The sequence below is a fragment of the Sphingopyxis indica genome, assembly GCF_900188185.1.
GTDB lineage: Bacteria > Pseudomonadota > Alphaproteobacteria > Sphingomonadales > Sphingomonadaceae > Sphingopyxis > Sphingopyxis indica.
Map to the genome: position 1 here is coordinate 802,253 of NZ_FZPA01000001.1, position 14,659 is coordinate 816,911.

At 66.0% G+C, this 14,659-nt stretch carries 11 protein-coding genes and 1 tRNA gene; 5 read left to right on the forward strand and 7 right to left on the reverse strand.

From position 1 onward, the window contains the following. The first annotated feature begins 77 nt into the window (after positions 1 to 77). From CHB69_RS03790 to CHB69_RS03800, 3 genes are all read left to right on the forward strand, one after another. Positions 78 to 896, forward strand: a complete 819-nt coding sequence (locus CHB69_RS03790) for an alpha/beta fold hydrolase (protein WP_245836489.1) — start codon at positions 78 to 80, stop codon at positions 894 to 896. A 59-nt stretch (positions 897 to 955) separates the two neighbouring features. Further along, complete coding sequence (locus CHB69_RS03795) at positions 956 to 1,741, forward strand: polyphosphate kinase 2 family protein (protein WP_089214582.1); 786 nt, start codon at positions 956 to 958, stop codon at positions 1,739 to 1,741. Between the two features lie 63 nt (positions 1,742 to 1,804). Continuing rightward, the gene (locus CHB69_RS03800; RefSeq protein ID WP_089214583.1) at positions 1,805 to 2,341 is read left to right on the forward strand and encodes a J domain-containing protein; all 537 of its coding nucleotides are present in this window, start codon (positions 1,805 to 1,807) and stop codon (positions 2,339 to 2,341) included. Positions 2,342 to 2,356: 15 nt separating this feature from the next. Here CHB69_RS03800 and CHB69_RS03805 read toward each other — a convergent pair whose 3' ends face one another. The 7 genes from CHB69_RS03805 to CHB69_RS03835 all read right to left on the reverse strand — a co-directional run bounded on the left by CHB69_RS03805 (position 2,357) and on the right by CHB69_RS03835 (position 12,457). Beyond that, on the reverse strand, positions 2,357 to 4,750 hold the full coding sequence (locus CHB69_RS03805) for a TonB-dependent receptor (RefSeq protein WP_089214584.1): 2,394 nt from the start codon (positions 4,748 to 4,750) through the stop codon (positions 2,357 to 2,359). A gap of 1 nt (position 4,751) precedes the next feature. Next, positions 4,752 to 5,684, reverse strand: coding sequence for a FecR family protein (locus tag CHB69_RS03810; RefSeq protein WP_089214585.1), 933 nt, complete (start codon positions 5,682 to 5,684; stop codon positions 4,752 to 4,754). Next, positions 5,674 to 6,288, reverse strand: coding sequence for an RNA polymerase sigma factor (locus CHB69_RS03815; RefSeq protein WP_317151082.1), 615 nt, complete (start codon positions 6,286 to 6,288; stop codon positions 5,674 to 5,676). The genes CHB69_RS03810 and CHB69_RS03815 overlap by 11 nt, the downstream gene beginning before the upstream one ends. A gap of 191 nt (positions 6,289 to 6,479) precedes the next feature. After that, the gene (locus CHB69_RS03820; RefSeq protein ID WP_089214586.1) at positions 6,480 to 9,683 is read right to left on the reverse strand and encodes an autotransporter outer membrane beta-barrel domain-containing protein; all 3,204 of its coding nucleotides are present in this window, start codon (positions 9,681 to 9,683) and stop codon (positions 6,480 to 6,482) included. 466 nt (positions 9,684 to 10,149) lie between these two features. After that, positions 10,150 to 11,115, reverse strand: a complete 966-nt coding sequence (locus tag CHB69_RS03825) for a linear amide C-N hydrolase (RefSeq protein WP_089214587.1) — start codon at positions 11,113 to 11,115, stop codon at positions 10,150 to 10,152. A gap of 14 nt (positions 11,116 to 11,129) precedes the next feature. Beyond that, a complete protein-coding gene (locus CHB69_RS03830; RefSeq protein WP_089214588.1) occupies positions 11,130 to 12,173 on the reverse strand; it encodes a linear amide C-N hydrolase in 1,044 nt (347 codons plus the stop codon). A gap of 197 nt (positions 12,174 to 12,370) precedes the next feature. Continuing rightward, a tRNA-Ser gene (locus CHB69_RS03835) sits at positions 12,371 to 12,457 on the reverse strand. A gap of 152 nt (positions 12,458 to 12,609) precedes the next feature. On the opposite strand from CHB69_RS03835, the gene CHB69_RS03840 reads away from it, so the two are divergent. Next, entirely contained in the window at positions 12,610 to 13,668 is a 1,059-nt protein-coding gene (locus CHB69_RS03840) for a lytic murein transglycosylase (RefSeq protein WP_089214798.1), read from the forward strand. Next, complete coding sequence (locus CHB69_RS03845) at positions 13,652 to 14,638, forward strand: septal ring lytic transglycosylase RlpA family protein (RefSeq protein WP_089214589.1); 987 nt, start codon at positions 13,652 to 13,654, stop codon at positions 14,636 to 14,638. Before CHB69_RS03840 ends, CHB69_RS03845 begins: the two co-directional genes overlap by 17 nt. The last annotated feature ends 21 nt before the right edge of the window (positions 14,639 to 14,659 follow it).

A 14,659-nucleotide genomic window follows, 5' to 3' on the forward strand; every position in this document is an offset into this window, starting at 1 on the left:
TGCGCGAACACCGGCTCGAAACGCCTGAGGGCGACATCTGCTGGTTCGAATGGGGGAGGCGCGGCGCAGCACCTTCATTGCTGCTGCTCCACGCGACCGGCTTTCATGCGCGGCTGTGGGATCAGGTCGTCGCGGCGTTGCCGTCCGGTACACATGTCATTGCCCCCGATCACCGCGGGCACGGACGCAGCTTCAAACCGGCATCGCTGTCCGACTGGGCCACCAATGCAGAGGTGCTGCTGCCGCTGGTCGACCTCTTTGCGGGCACGCCGCTGGTCGGATGCGGGCACAGCATGGGCGGCTATGTTCTCACGCGGCTGGCGGCCGAGCGGTCCCCGGCGTTCGGCCATCTCGTGCTCGTCGATCCGGTGATCATGGCGCCGGCGCTCTATGAAGGCGCGGGCGAGGGGGCGGTGCCCGACCCGGCGCTGCACCCGGTCGCACGGCGGCGCAACCGCTGGGAGGGCGCGGAGGCGATGCGCGCGCGCTTCGCGGATCGCTTGCCCTACAGCCGTTGGCAGCCGCATGTGCTCGCTGACTATTGCACCTATGGCCTGCTTCCTTCGGCCTCGGGCGAAGGGTTCGAACTCGCCTGTCCGCCCGCACTCGAAGCGTCGATGTACCAGAATGCGCTGCGGACCGATCCCTACCGCTGGCTCAAAGAGCTGGTTGCACCGGTCACGCTGGTCCGCGCGCCAGCGGGAGAGCGCGGCGGCGATCTCGACTTTTCGCGAAGCCCGACCTGGCCGGAACTCGGCACGTATCTCGGCGCGCAACGCGACGAGTTATGGGCGGAAAACAGCCATTTTATCCCGATGGAAGATCCAGCCCGGGTCGCCGCGCTACTGGCCACTTCTGTATCAAAACTGGACGCTTTCGGGCCTCAACAGGGTTAACCGCGTCGCCACTCTTGCACGGCCGTGATAGCAGCCCGGCGAGATCAAAGAGGCACGCGATGACCATCGACCTCGCCGACTATGAGGCCGGCGCGAAACATGAGGGCAAATATGGAGACGACCTGCTCGCGCTGCAGGAACGGCTTGAGCGCGTGCAGGCCGCACATATCACGCATCGTCAACGTAGCGTCATCATGATCGAAGGCTGGGATGCGGCGGGGAAGGGCGGCATCATCCAGCGGATGACCGCGCGGCTCGACCCGCGCTATTTCGAAGTCTGGCCGATCGGCGCGCCGACCGAGGAGGAAAAGGCGCGGCATTTTCTGTGGCGTTTCTGGACGCGCCTGCCCGGCAATCGCGAAATCTCGATCTTCGATCGCAGTTGGTACGGCCGCGTCCTCGTCGAGCGCGTCGAGGGCTTTGCGACCGAAGCCGAATGGCGCAAGGGCTATGACGAGATCAACGAGTTCGAGGCGCAACTCACCGGCAGCCGCACCAACCTCGTCAAGCTCTTCATCCATGTAACGCAGGCCGAACAGGACAAGCGCCTCGCCGACCGGCTGAACGATCCGTGGAAGCGTTGGAAGACCGGCACAGAGGATTATCGCAACCGTGCGCGGCGGGCGGATTATCTCGACGCGATGCACGAGATGTTCCGGCTCACCGACACGCGTTGGGCGCCGTGGAAGGTGATCGACGGCAACAACAAGAAGGCGGCGCGGATTGCCGCGCTGACCCATGTTGCCGAGGCGCTGGAGGCCGCGGTGCCGATGACACCGCCCGATCGCGACCCCGCGCTCGTCGAGCTCGCATCAGAGGCGTTTGGCTACAAGGTGAAAGACTAGCCTATCCCCTATTTTGCGGCCCTTCGGCTAGCAATGCGGCGAGCCAGTTGTTACATGAGCGGGATGAGCCGCGCCAAGAGATCCGACGATTGGGGTTTTCCTCGCTGGCGCGCCTATGGTGCGTCGCGCGAGGCGCAGCAGGTCCGCATTTGCGACCGCCACGGCTGCACCCAGCCCGGCAATTGCCCGGCGCCCAAGTCGCCGAACAGCCCCGATCGCTGGTATTTCTGCGAAAGCCACGCCGCCGAATATAATCGCGGCTGGGACTATTTCGCCGGGCTGAGCGCCGAGGAGGCCGCCGAGCGCGCGGCGAGCGAAGCACGCGGCGCGCGCAGCTATGCCCGCGCCCAGCATTATGGCTGGGGCGGCGAGGGCGACGGCAGCCGCAGCGCGGACGAAATGCGCGCGCTTGAGGTGCTGGGGCTCGACCCCGACAGCGATTTCGAAGCCGCGAAGAAAGCGTGGCGCGGCCTGGCCAAGGAATGTCATCCCGACGTCAAGCCGGGCGACGCCGATGCTGCAAAACGCTTCGCCGCCGGGCAGGCCGCCTTTGAGGTGCTCAAACAGGCCGAAGAGCGCAAGAGCTGGAAACCGGCCTGACCATAGGTCAGGACCTTAATAAGCGACGTCGATGGCGACGCGCAGCGTGCGCGGGCGTAGCGGCGTCAGATAACCGTCGCTGCCTTCGACGAAAGGCGTGCCCAGCGCGAAGCGGTTGCCGCGTTCGTCGAGCAGATTGGTAAGCGTCAGCGTCAGCCCGCGACGCGCGTTGCCGACGCGCATTGCAAGGCCGGTATCGACATAGTCGCCCTGGCCCTCGCCGAGCACGGGGCCGATCCCGAGACGCGACGGGCCGATATATTTGGCCCAGCCGTTGACGCGAAACTCCTCGCCGTCGCCGACGATCGTCCAGTAATTGAAGGCGCCGCGAACCGCGTGGCTCGCGACATTGGGAATGCGGCCGAGCCGCGCAGGTGCCGCCATCGCGATCAGCGCGATCTGCGGCGCCAGATCGTCGACCTTGCTCTCGTTATAGACCGCGCCGAGTTCGAACGACAGCTGCCGGGTCGGGCGCACCGCCAGCGCGCCCGAGATGCTGGTGATCCGCCCGTCGCCGATGTTGGCGGTGCTCGGAAAGCCGCTCGCGTCGATGAAATCAGCCTGGATGTCGCGCCAGCGGCTGTAGGATAGCGAAACATAGGCATCGAATGGCGTCTCGCCGCGCTCGCCGACCCGTACGCCGCCCTCCCAGGTGCGCACCTGATCGTTGCTGAAGCGGCGCACGAAATTGCCGTCGATCGCGAGCCCGCCCGGGCGGAATCCTTCCTGATAACGCGCATATAACGTCAGATTTTCGAGCGGCGTCGCGAGGAGCGAGAAGGAGGGGAGAAGATCGGTTTCGGTGCGATGCGCGGCGATGGCGCGGTTGGCGTCGGCGAGCGCGAAAGGCACGTCCTCGCCGCTGCCGCCGAGCCGTGCGTGCGAGACGCGCACCCCGCCCGTCGCGACGAGGTCGCGGGCGATTTCCACCGTCGCTTCGCCATAGCCGGTGAATTCGGTGACGTCGTTGGTAACCCCGGTGAGCGGCGCCTGGAACATCGCCTCGCCATATTCGCGCCGCTGGCGCGTCCTGTTGTCGACGAAGCTCGCCCCGACGACCCAGCCGAGACCATCGTGAAAGGGGCGCGACAGCCGCGTTTCGCTGACGAACATCCGCGTCGCATTATATTGATCGAGCAGCCGCGGCGTTTCACCAACCTTGCCCGCGTCGAAGCGCTCGAACAGCTTGTGGTCGATGAAGGCGCTCGACGACTGCAGGTGCAGCCCGTCCCAATCCTTCGCGATGACGAGCGTACCCATCGCGTAGCGCGCGCGTGCATTCTGCTCGACCATCGAATAGCGGGTGAGCGGCGGGGCGTCCTTGTCGGCATATTGCGCATCGTCGGACGTGATGCGTTGATAGACGCCTCCCAGGTCGATCGCCCAGTCGTCGCCCGCATCGAAGCGAAAGGTCGCGCGCGCCCCGCGCGTATTGACGCGGTTGACGTCATTCTGACCGCGCAGCGGATTGTCGATATAGCCACCCTCGGCGAGCATATAGCCAACGAGGCGCAGTGCATGGCCGTTGTCGCCGACGGGCAGGTTGGCGATCGCGCCGATGTCGCCGCCGGGGTCGCCATGCTGCGTTACCGATGCGCCCGCGATCGCCTGGAGTTCGATCGCATCGGGATCGGGTGCGTTGGGGACGACGCGGATGATCCCGCCGAGCGAGCCCGCGCCGTAGAGCGTGCCTTGCGGGCCTTCGAGCACTTCGACATTGTCGACATCATAGAGGCGGAGGTCAGGGTCCGGCGCGTTGTAGCTGAGGCGGATATCGCCGAGATATTGTCCCACCGTCGCCTGTGTCGGGCCGGTGAAGCTCGAATCGGCGATGCCGCGGATGAACAGCTTGTTCCGCCCCGCACCCAAATGGGTCGAGGATATGGTGGCCATGCGCGACAGGATCGATTCGGTGCCGCGCTCGCCGCCGAATGCCAGATCGTCGCCATCCATTGCGGTGACGACGCCGGCGAAGTGCGAATAGGGGGTATCGGCTTTCGACGCGGTGACGACGATCTCGTCCTCGGGCCTGGCCACCATCGCCGGTTGCGGCGTCGGAGCCGGTGCAGGCGGCGGCGAGGTCGAGCGTTGCGCGACGCGCTGCGCCGGCCGCCGTTCTATGCGCCAGCTTGTCCCGCTGACCCGTACGGCGCGCGCCGCAGTCCCCGCGAGCATCCGCGCCATCGCCTCGCCGACTGGCATCCGTCCGCGCACCGAGCGAACACGGCTTTTCCACAGATCGGCGTCGGCGACGCTGACGCTGACTCCTGCCTGGCGACTGAGCACAGGAAGCGCCGCCGCAAGGCTGCCCGAAGGGACGTCGAATGCACGCTCTTCGGCCGCCATTGCCTGTGCGGGCAGGGCGATCGCGGCGCCGGCGACGAACAGGGAAAGAAAACCGCGGGTCATCTCAGCGCATCAGCACCCAGCCATCGCCCTGCCGCTCGGCCCGCGTTCCCGAGAGGGCCGCGAGATCGGCCATTGTCCGCGCGCGATCGCGATCTATGACCAGCGCGCCGCGAAAGACGAGCGCTTCGGCATTGGGCGCGATCTCCACGTCGATTCCCGCCGTGCGTTTCAGGTCCGCGGCGACCTCGCCGAGCGGCGCGCCATTATAGACGAGCAGCCCCGTGCGCCAGCCGCCCACGGTGGCGGCTTCGACGTCGTGGACCTGCGGCGCGGCACCGTCGCGCGCTTCGAGTCCCTTGCCCGCCGCGAGACGAACATTCTCGCGCTTCGGATTATAGGCGACGATACCTTCGGACACGGCGATCGAAGTGCGCCGTTCCCCGCGCACAACGTTAAAGGCGGTTCCCAGGTCCACGATCTCGGCCTCGCCAGCTTCGACAACGAATGGATCGGCATCCTTGTGCGTGACATGGAACATCGCTTCGCCGCGCTCGAGCCGCGCGAAGCGCGGGCGGTCGTCGTCGAGAAGGAGCGTGGAGGCCCCGTTGATCTCGATTTTCGATCCATCGGCAAGCGTGATGCTGCGGTGCTCGCCCGCGAGCGTCTCGATCCGCTGCGTGTCGTCGAAAAGGCCAAAGCTCGACACGCCGATCACGCCGACGATCGCCGCGGCCAGCGCGCCGCCCAGCCAGGCGCGGCGCGAGGGACGATGACGGATCGGCTCGGCGTCCCAGACGATCTGCGGCTGCTCGGCGACGGGCAGGGCGTCGAGGTCGGCGTCGAGGCTGGCGAGCGCATCATAAGCGGCAGCATGCGCCGGATCGGCTGCGAGCCAATCGGTGAAGCCGTCCCAGTCGGCAAAGGCGGGATCGCGCTGGCGGATCAGCCAGCCGGCCGCCTCTGCGTCGATGGCAATGGTGGGGTCAGCTTGCATCGAACTGCCTCCGCACGGCCGCAAGCGCGGCATAGACTTTGCGCAAATCGGCTTCGACGGTGCTCAGGCTTACCCCCATTTCGGCGGCTATATCGCGCTGGAGCATTCCGTCGACCCGGAACCGGCGAAAGATACGCGCGGGCCGTTCGCCCGTCGCTGCGATCGCCGCTTCGACGAGCGCCAGCTGCTCGCGCGAGATCAGCGCGCTTTCGGCCGTGGGTTTCTGAACCGCGGCGGCCTCGCCCCATGCCTTGTCGCGCAGCGCGCTCTGCCTTGCCGACCGATAGCGGTCGAGCATCAGATTGTTCGCCGCGCGCATCACATAGGCGAGCGGTTCGCCGATCGGTCCGCTCGCCTTTTCGGTCAAGCGCATCCACAGATCCTGAAACAGATCCTCGGCGGCGTCGCCCGCGCCGCGCACTTCCAGAAACCGGACGATACGCGCGCGGTTGGCGAGCAATACGCCCTCGATGCCATGTGCGGCGTCGGTCCGATCGGTCGCCTGTGTCATATAATATTTGGTTCGCAGCGCCGTCTTTTGTCTGGCGGTGCCGGCGGCGCCGGCCCTGTCCTGCCCCCTGAAACCGCTGTGGTATAACGGCATCGCAGCGTCATGCAACCGCAGCGGCACAAACCCCTCCGCCACGCGGGCGGAGGGGCGGAGGGGAGAAGCGAGTGCGGTCATCGGTTTGCGACTCCAGAGGCAAGGGGGAAGCAGGGTGAGGGGCGCTTCCCCCTTGCGGAGGCAGGGCCCGCCCGGGGGGATTGGGCGAACCCTGGAAGAGGGCCGGTCCGTTACAGACCGACCTTCAGGCTCGCGCGGAAGGCCCATCCAACATGATTTTGTTGTTCCTCCGCGGAGATTTCGCCACCGACCTGAAAGGCCGAGTTGCCCGCGATCCCGCGCAGGCGGCCGACCCAGCCGCTCGTGCGTTCCGCGGGGACCAGGGTGAAGGGGTCGCCGTCCTTGAACGAGGCGACGGTGGCGCCGAGCGACCCGCCGACGATCTGCCGCCGTCCGCCCTCGAGTTCGAAACGCGTCCAGCCGTCATATTCGTCGGCGCCGCCGAACTCGAGCCCGAGCGCAACGGTGCCGGTGACCGCCAGCTCGTCGCTGTCGCGCGCTCCGACCGTCAGGTCGAGCGCATCGCCGCCGCCGGTTTCGGTGTAACCGTCTTCCTTGAGCTTGTAATAGTCGACCGCGACCGTGGGGCGCAGCGTGAGCCCGCCAAGGCGGCCGTCGTGCGCGACGCTGCCCGAGGCCGAATAGAGCGTGCCGTCCCACTTGCCGCGCATCGTCTTGTCGATGTCCTCGGCGCCGGCCTCGGCGCGGAAGACGCGCGTGCCCTTCATCTTGATCGGCGCGCCCGAAATGCGCGCATTCGCTATCCAGCCGTCCGAGCGCAGCCGCCAGTGCAGCGAGCCTTCGAACTGGCTGGTGGTCACCTGATTGTCGTTGAGGCCATTGCCGTCCTTGCCGTAAAGATAGGCGATCGAACCGCCGAAGCTGCCGACGTCGGTCTTGATTTCGGCGCCGCCCGAAATGCCCCAGCCCGACACGTCATAGCTTGCGGTATCGCCGAGGCTCTTCGACGTGCCCCATACGGCCTGGTTCACCCAATAACCCCATTTGCCCTCGTCCTGATAAGGCGCATTGGGGTCCTGAAGATAGCGGGCGAGCGCGCGCGAGCCGGTGGTGACGGTTTCGAACACGCCTCCTTCATGCTCGGGCAGCATCTGCTGCATCCGCGCGCGGAAGGTGTCGCGGTCGGTGATGTCGAGGAACACGCCCTCGATATCCTCGTCGGCGGCAAGCGCGTCGATCACCGCGTTGAAGGCGCCGGCTTCCGAGCGGTTGAGTTCGAGCTCATCGACGCTCTTGCGCTCGACATCGACGATCAGCTGGGTGCCGGTCGCGGTCAGCTCGCCCTTGAAGAGATAGGGGAGCAGCGTCGTTTCGGTGGTGAGATTGTCGGCGCCGGTCAGTGAACCCGCGGTGACGACGATATGCTCGCCCTCGGCCTCGTCGAGGCTCGACAGCTTGAGCGCGAGCTTTGAATCTTCGGCAAAGCTCGCATTGCCCGTGACCGTCAGCGCGGTGCCGCCGTCGCCGCCGTCGAGCGTGACCGCCAAAATGCCCTCGTCGGTGACCGACAGCGACGAAATCGTCGCCGCGCCGCCGACGTCGAACGCGCCGCCGTTCACCGCAACCGCAAGCCCCGCCGAATTGGCGAGCGTGCCCGAGAAAACCGCCGATCCGCCGATGGTCAGGCTGTCGGCACCGCCGCCGAAATCGGCCAGGCCGACGAAGCTCGACGAACCTTCCATGGCAAGGCTGTCGTTGCCCGCGCCGAAAGCGACATCGCCGGTGTAGGCGGCATCGCCCGACAATTTCATCTGATCGTCACCGGCGCCGAATCCGGTGTTGCCCGTCACGGCGCCGTCGGCGATGTCGAAAACATCGTCGCCGCCGCCGAAACGGACGTCGCCGGTGATCGAAGGCGCCGTAACGCCCGAGGCGACCGCAACTTGCTTGACCGTCGCGCCCCCGGCGTTCGCCGTCAGGTCGATTGCGATATTGTCGCCATCGTCCTCGGCACCCTTGGCGCTGATCGCGCCGCTATTCTCGACCAGATCGACGTTGCCCGACAGGTCGACGATCGCGCGCGCCGTCGCAGCCTTGCCGCCGACTTCGGCGTTGATCGTTCCGCTGTTGCGGATCGTCGCGACATCGCTGCCGCTCTCGACGAGGATCGCGGTCGCGACATCGGCGGCATTTTCACCGCCGGTCTTCGCCTCGACCTTGCCCGAAACGCGGATTTCGGGAACCGTCGCACCCGCTCCGATCCGGATCGCGGTTGCCGAAGCATCTTTCGAGATCGCATTGACCGAGCCGCCGACCTTGACGCCGCCCGAAATATCGACCGCGCCGCCGAGCCCGCCGATCTGGAGGCCGGTGGCATCCTTGCCGGCATAGAGCCCGTTGCCGACGACCGTACCGTTGATGATCAGGCCGAAATCGGTCCCGGTGCCCGCAACCGCGCCGATCGTGACGTCGCGGTTGGCCGAGCCGATGCGCATCGCAGGCGCTTCGCCAAACGAGCGGACGGCGGCCGCGCCCTCCTTGTCGTCGTCGATGCCGTCGTCGTCCTCGTCCTTGTCGTCCTTGTCGGCGTCCTTGGGTGCTACGGCGAGGATGACGCCGCCGCTGACATCGCCTTCGATCGACAGCGCCGGCCCGCCCTGAAGCAGGTCGTCGGCGTCGAGCTTCGACGGATCCGACGGCGCCGTGATGAAGCGATAACCGCTCGCGGTGAGCTCGCCCTGGATTTCGAGCGCGCCGCCGATGTCGCCAGTGAGCTGTGCGGCCATCGCATTCTCGCCGATCGCGGCGACCTTGCCCGCGATGCGGACGTCGCCGGTCACGTCCTGCAACCCGATGCCGAGCGCGTTATCGCCCAGCACGGACACGGTGCCATTGTTGGTGAACTTGCCCGTCAGCGGGCCGCCGAGACGAATGCCCGCCGAATCATTACCCTCGACGGTGATCGCGCCTTCGTTGGCAATATTGCCGGCGAAGGCGCCGCCGGTGCCGATGCCGGTGCGGCCGTTGCCGACCGCGAAGGGGCCGTCCTTGTCGCCGTCCTTGTCGATGTCTTCGCCTTCATAGCTTTCGTCGATGACGATCTTGCCGGTCGCGCTGTTGGTGATCGACCCGGTGACGCCGGCTTCGGCAAAGATGCCGGTGGCGCCGTTTGCATTGCCGATCTGGATCGTGCCCTCGTTGACGACCTTGTTGTTGCTGTCGATCGTCACCGCGGTGCCGCCGGCTGGCTTGATCGAGCCGTCCTTGGTGATCTTGATGTCGTCGGGCGCGCCCGATTTCACGGTCGAGGTTTTGACCGGCGTCGTCGTCGCGGAATTGATCGTGGTTTCGGCATAAGAAGGCGCCGCCGCCATGGCGGCCAGGCAGGTCGATGCCAGCAAAGTCTTGCGCATGAAATTCCTCTTGTGATCGGTCGGGACGTCCTCCCGGGACAATCGCAAGACGGAGCGGCGAGGGCGGGGCCTTGGAAAATTTTTGCGGCGGCCGGCTCGCGCTTTGAACGCAAGAAGCGGGGCGCACACACGGGGCCTGCAACCCTAGAGCATCGTGCCGGAAATCTGCACCGTTTCCCCGAGCGAAGACGAGGGGCTCTGCCGAGCGAAGTCGAGGCGGCGACGCTGCGGTTCTCGCTCCGCTCGAACGAGCCCCTCGTCTTCGCTCGGGGATGCGGATGATTCAGATTTCGCGCAATTTGCTCTAAAGGAAAGCGGCAAATCCACAGGAGTGCCATATGCCAGACGACCCCGGCCGCCCTTTCGCGCCGACCTCGAGTGATGAGCACTACGCTTTTCGCTATTGCTCTATGACAAGGTATCCAGCGCTCCGGTAGTTTGGCGACGGATACGCCGGATATGCAGATCAACCCGACGAATGCACTTCAAAAGGCTTCGCCGGGATGAACTGCAGGGTGACGTCGCCGATCCGATCCGGACTGTCGATCAGGTCGGCCTTCTGCACGGGCGCTCCTTCGGAGAAATTGAGCTGGGGCAGTTTCGCCCAGACGATCGTGGGGCTGGTAGTCGATTCGAAATAATAGACGCTGTTGGTGAGGTCGCACACCGTCCGCCAGCGCGTCGGGCTGACATTGGGGCGCGCGGGATCGACGGTGCCGAAGGGTTGGGCCACATTGCGCATGACGCTGAGCATCGCCGCCACCGTTTCGCGATAATCGGCGGGGCGAGGCAGGTGCTTCAGATAATAGGCCGCGCGGACATAGCGGTCGGCGGCGTCGGTCGTGCCCGGCAACGGCAGTTCGCCGCCAAAGCCCTGATAGCGCTTGAGCTGCGCGAGCTGCCGGTCGAAGGTCGGTGAGTTGGTGAGCACGCAATAGTCGCGGCCGTGATAGATGCGCGGCCGCCCGCCAACATATTCGATGACGGCGGAATCGCCGCTCGCATCTTCGATCGCCAGGTGGACGGCCACCTGCAGCCCATCATATTCGCCGGTCACGAGCTGGAAATTGCTGGCCTTGGTCCATGCGACCGCCTCCGCCACCGTGGCGAAGCTGTCGAGATAATATTGCAGCCACAGTCCGACGCTGAGCCCCGGGCGCGCGGGATCGCGCGCGCCATATTCCGCCTCGGCGAGCCAGAGCATATGCGCCGCAAGGCCCGCCTCGTTCATTCCGTCCGACGCACCATCTTTCGACGCGACAACGCTGCCATAACGTGCGGTCCATCGAAGCGTGTCCGGGCCCTGGCGTCCGTCGCGCTCGATCCCGCGCGGCAGCAGCCAAAGGTCGATCGGCCAGGGATTGACCCAGTCCATCGTGCGTCCAACGACGACGGCCTGACCATTATCGGCCCAGAGCACGCGGCTGCACATGTGCTTGCCTCCTCTCAGCGGATTTTGAAGGGCTCGGCTGGCTTGAACTGGCTCGAGACTTCACCCGCATAGATCTGCCCGCCGGTCATCTCGAGCTTCTTCGTCTGCGCGTCCACCGAGAGGTCGAACTTCTTGAGATCGACCCCGAAGGTGTTGGGCGTGTGCGATGATTCGAAATAATAGACGAGGTTCTTGTGGTCCGAAACGGTGCGCCACAGCGTCGAGGAGATATTGGGCTGGCCGGGCGACGACACGCCGATCGGCACCGAGGCGTTACGGATCACGCTGAATATTCCGGCGAGTGTACTTGCGGTGTCGCCGTCCTTTGGCAGCAGCCCGGCATAATAGGACGCACGCACGAACCGGTCGGCGGCGCGGCTGGTGCCCGGCAGCATCGCAGTGCCGCCGATGCCGTTCCAATAGGCGGCAAGCGCCAACTGCTGGTCATAGACCGGTGAATTGGTCATCACGTGATAGGACGGGTCGTGATGGACAACGAGCTTGCCCTTGATGAACTCGAAGATCGCGCTGTCGCCCGACGCGTCGGAGACTGCGAGGTGCAGCGTCGCCTTCAGTTCTTCCTGCCCCGGAAAGCCGCCCGTCGCGATGACGAAAGGGGCGGACTCCATGCCCGCCACCGCCTCTTTCACCGTCGCGAAATTGTCGAGCACATATTGCGTCCATACCGCGATCGACATGCCGGGTTTGGTGCCGTCCCACGCAGGATATTCGGATTCGGCGAGCCAGAGCAAGTTCGCTGCCAGCCCCCTTTCGTTCATCCCGTCGGTCGTGCCCACATCAAAGGCGGCGGTGACGACGCTGCCGTACTTCGACGTCCATTTATATGGATTCTTCGTGGTCTGCCCAGTGCGGGCGATCCCGCGCGGGAAGACCCAGAGGTTGCTCTTGACGTCCGAGCTCCAGTCCATCGAGCGCGCGGTCATCACCGCCTTGTCGCCCTGGAACATGACACGGGTGCAGGCATCGGCGGTCGTGCCGGTCAGAAGGCCCAGCGTCGCGGCGGCGCCGATGAGCATCGGGCGGCAATTGATGGACATATCTCTGTTCCTTTCCTTCAACCAATCCGGTCGCGTTATAATCAGAATGCCCCCTCAGCCCAAGGAACAGCGCGTCCGCCCGCTCCCTGAACCCAGGATCAATCCATTATGCATCGGCTGTCAGTTGGAAACATGTGTTTTTCGTTAGCGTCCGCCTTGTCGCAGGTCGTCGCATATCGGCCTGGCCTAACGCACGGCGGACAGGGTGGGATTCGAACCCACGGTGAGCGTGAACCCACGGCGGTTTTCAAGACCGCTGCCTTAAACCACTCGGCCACCTGTCCTCTGCGCGCGACATAGCGCGCGGGCGCGGGGCGGCAAGCCCAAAGATTGCGCGCTCGCTCCGGCGCGGCTTTGACTCGGGCCGTCGCGCGCGGCTCTGGTCAAGGCGGGTGCATCTGTGCCACTCTTTGCCTATGGGGAAGGGATGACGCAGATGAAACCTTTCAGATTCGGACGTCTTTTCCCTCTCCTCGGCGTGGCGCTCTCGGCGTGGCTGCTCAGCGCTTCGGCGCCGCTCCACGCGCAGGGGAGCGGCAATGCCGCCTTCGATGCCTATATCCAGTCGCTGTGGCCCAAGGCGCAGGCACGCGGGGTCTCGCGCACGACTTTCGACCGGGTGACGGCGGGGTTGCAGTATAACAGCCGCGTCGTCGCGCTCGACCGCGACAATCTGGGCAGCCCGCCCGATCCCAACCAGCCGATCCCGCCCTTTGCGCCCTATAAGGCGAAGCATGTCGATGCGGCGCGGATCAACGGCGGGCGCAGCGTCCACGACCGGCTGCTGCCGCTCCTGTCGCGGATCGAGGCGCGCACCGGCGTTCCGCCGAGCATAATGATCGCGATTTTCGGGCACGAAACCGCCTATGGCGCGGTGACCGGCGGTTTCGACCTGCCCGAAGCGCTCGCCACGCTCGCCTATGAAGGACGCCGCCGCAGCCTGTTCGAGCCCGAATTCCTCGCGACGCTTGAAATGGTCGAAAAAGGCGTGCCGCGCAGCGTCCTGAAAGGCAGCTGGGCCGGCGCCTTCGGCTATCCGCAATTCCTGCCTTCGGTCTATCTGCGGCTCGCCGAGGATGGCGACGGCGACGGGGTCGCGCGCATCTGGTCGAGCGAGGCCGATGCGGTCGAATCGATCGGCGCCTATCTGCGCCACGCCGGCTGGCGTCCGGGACAGCCGTGGGGCATCCCCGTGCGCGTTCCCGCGAGTTTCGACCGCAGCCGCTATGCCAACAAGCTGGTGCCGACGCGCTGCCCGCGCGTGTTCGAACGCCACAGCCGCTGGCGCTCGATGGCCGAGTGGCGCGCCGACGGATTGCAACCGCTCGGCGGCCGCTGGCCCGACGGGTCGATCCAGGCGACCTTGCTCGAACCCGACGGTCCCGGGAATACCGCCTATTTGCTCACCGGTAATTATCGTGCGATATTGGACTATAATTGCTCCAATTTTTACGCATTGTCCGTGGGGGTGTTGGCGGATGAAATCGATCGTTAGGGGCGGCGTCGCGATCGCAGTGATGGCGCTTGTCGCCGGATGCGCGGCGTCGGGCAGCGAGGGCGGAGCGGCCGACGGCAAAGCCGCACCGTCCGCGCCCACCCTCGCCGCCGATACGCCGGTGGTGATCGGCGCGCCCTTCATGGTGCAAGGTGTGACCTATACCCCCGTCGATATCTCCGACTATGACGAGGTCGGCTTTGCAGGCGTCTATAGTGCCGACCTTGCGGGCAAGCCGACCGCCAACGGCGAAATATTCGACCCCGCTGCGATTTCGGCGGCGCACAAGACGTTGCCGCTGCCGAGCTATGTCGAGGTCACCGCGCTCGATACGGGGCGCACGATCCTGGTGCGCGTCAACGATCGCGGGCCGATGGTGAACGACCGGCTGATCGACCTGTCGCCCGCCGCCGCTGCACAGCTCGGGCTGACCGATACCACGACCGGCGTGCGCGTCCGCCGCGTCCATCCGCCCGCCGCCGAGCGCGCGCAGCTACGCGCCGGGCGACCGGTGCCCGAACGGCTGCCGACCCCCGACTCGCTGCTCGCGATCCTGCGCAGCAAATTGAGCGGCATGCCTTCGCCCGCGGCGATCGCCGCAGGGGTCGCCAAGCCTGCGACGCCCGCCGCTCCGCCAGCCCGCGTCAAGCCCGGAGACGACCGCCTCTCCGTCGAAGGCCCGAACGGCCAGCCCGCGCCGCCCACAGCCTCGGCGCCGCCCAAGCCCGTAACCGCGGTCCCGAAGCCCACTCCCGCAACCACCGGCAGCTACAGCGTTCAGGTCGCAACATTCGGCAACAAGGCGAACGCCGATGCCACCGCAAAGGAATTGGACGGTGCGATCACGCAAGCCGGCAATTTGTGGCGCGTAACGATGGGACCGTTCGCAAGCGAAGCCGAAGCGCAGAGCGCGCTTGCGAAGGCAAAGGCGAAAGGCTTCGGCGACGCACTGATCCGCCGCGAGCGCTGACCCCTTTCCATCGCGCGGCGG

Coding starts and splice junctions, on each gene's coding strand:
- CHB69_RS03795 (WP_089214582.1), top strand. CDS start 956: ATGACCATCGACCTCGCCGACTATGAGGCCGGCGCGAAACATGAGGGC.
- CHB69_RS03800 (WP_089214583.1), top strand. CDS start 1,805: ATGAGCCGCGCCAAGAGATCCGACGATTGGGGTTTTCCTCGCTGGCGC.
- CHB69_RS03805 (WP_089214584.1), bottom strand. CDS start 4,750: ATGACCCGCGGTTTTCTTTCCCTGTTCGTCGCCGGCGCCGCGATCGCC.
- CHB69_RS03810 (WP_089214585.1), bottom strand. CDS start 5,684: ATGCAAGCTGACCCCACCATTGCCATCGACGCAGAGGCGGCCGGCTGG.
- CHB69_RS03815 (WP_317151082.1), bottom strand. CDS start 6,288: ATGCCGTTATACCACAGCGGTTTCAGGGGGCAGGACAGGGCCGGCGCC.
- CHB69_RS03820 (WP_089214586.1), bottom strand. CDS start 9,683: ATGCGCAAGACTTTGCTGGCATCGACCTGCCTGGCCGCCATGGCGGCG.
- CHB69_RS03825 (WP_089214587.1), bottom strand. CDS start 11,115: ATGTGCAGCCGCGTGCTCTGGGCCGATAATGGTCAGGCCGTCGTCGTT.
- CHB69_RS03830 (WP_089214588.1), bottom strand. CDS start 12,173: ATGTCCATCAATTGCCGCCCGATGCTCATCGGCGCCGCCGCGACGCTG.
- CHB69_RS03840 (WP_089214798.1), top strand. CDS start 12,610: ATGAAACCTTTCAGATTCGGACGTCTTTTCCCTCTCCTCGGCGTGGCG.
- CHB69_RS03845 (WP_089214589.1), top strand. CDS start 13,652: ATGAAATCGATCGTTAGGGGCGGCGTCGCGATCGCAGTGATGGCGCTT.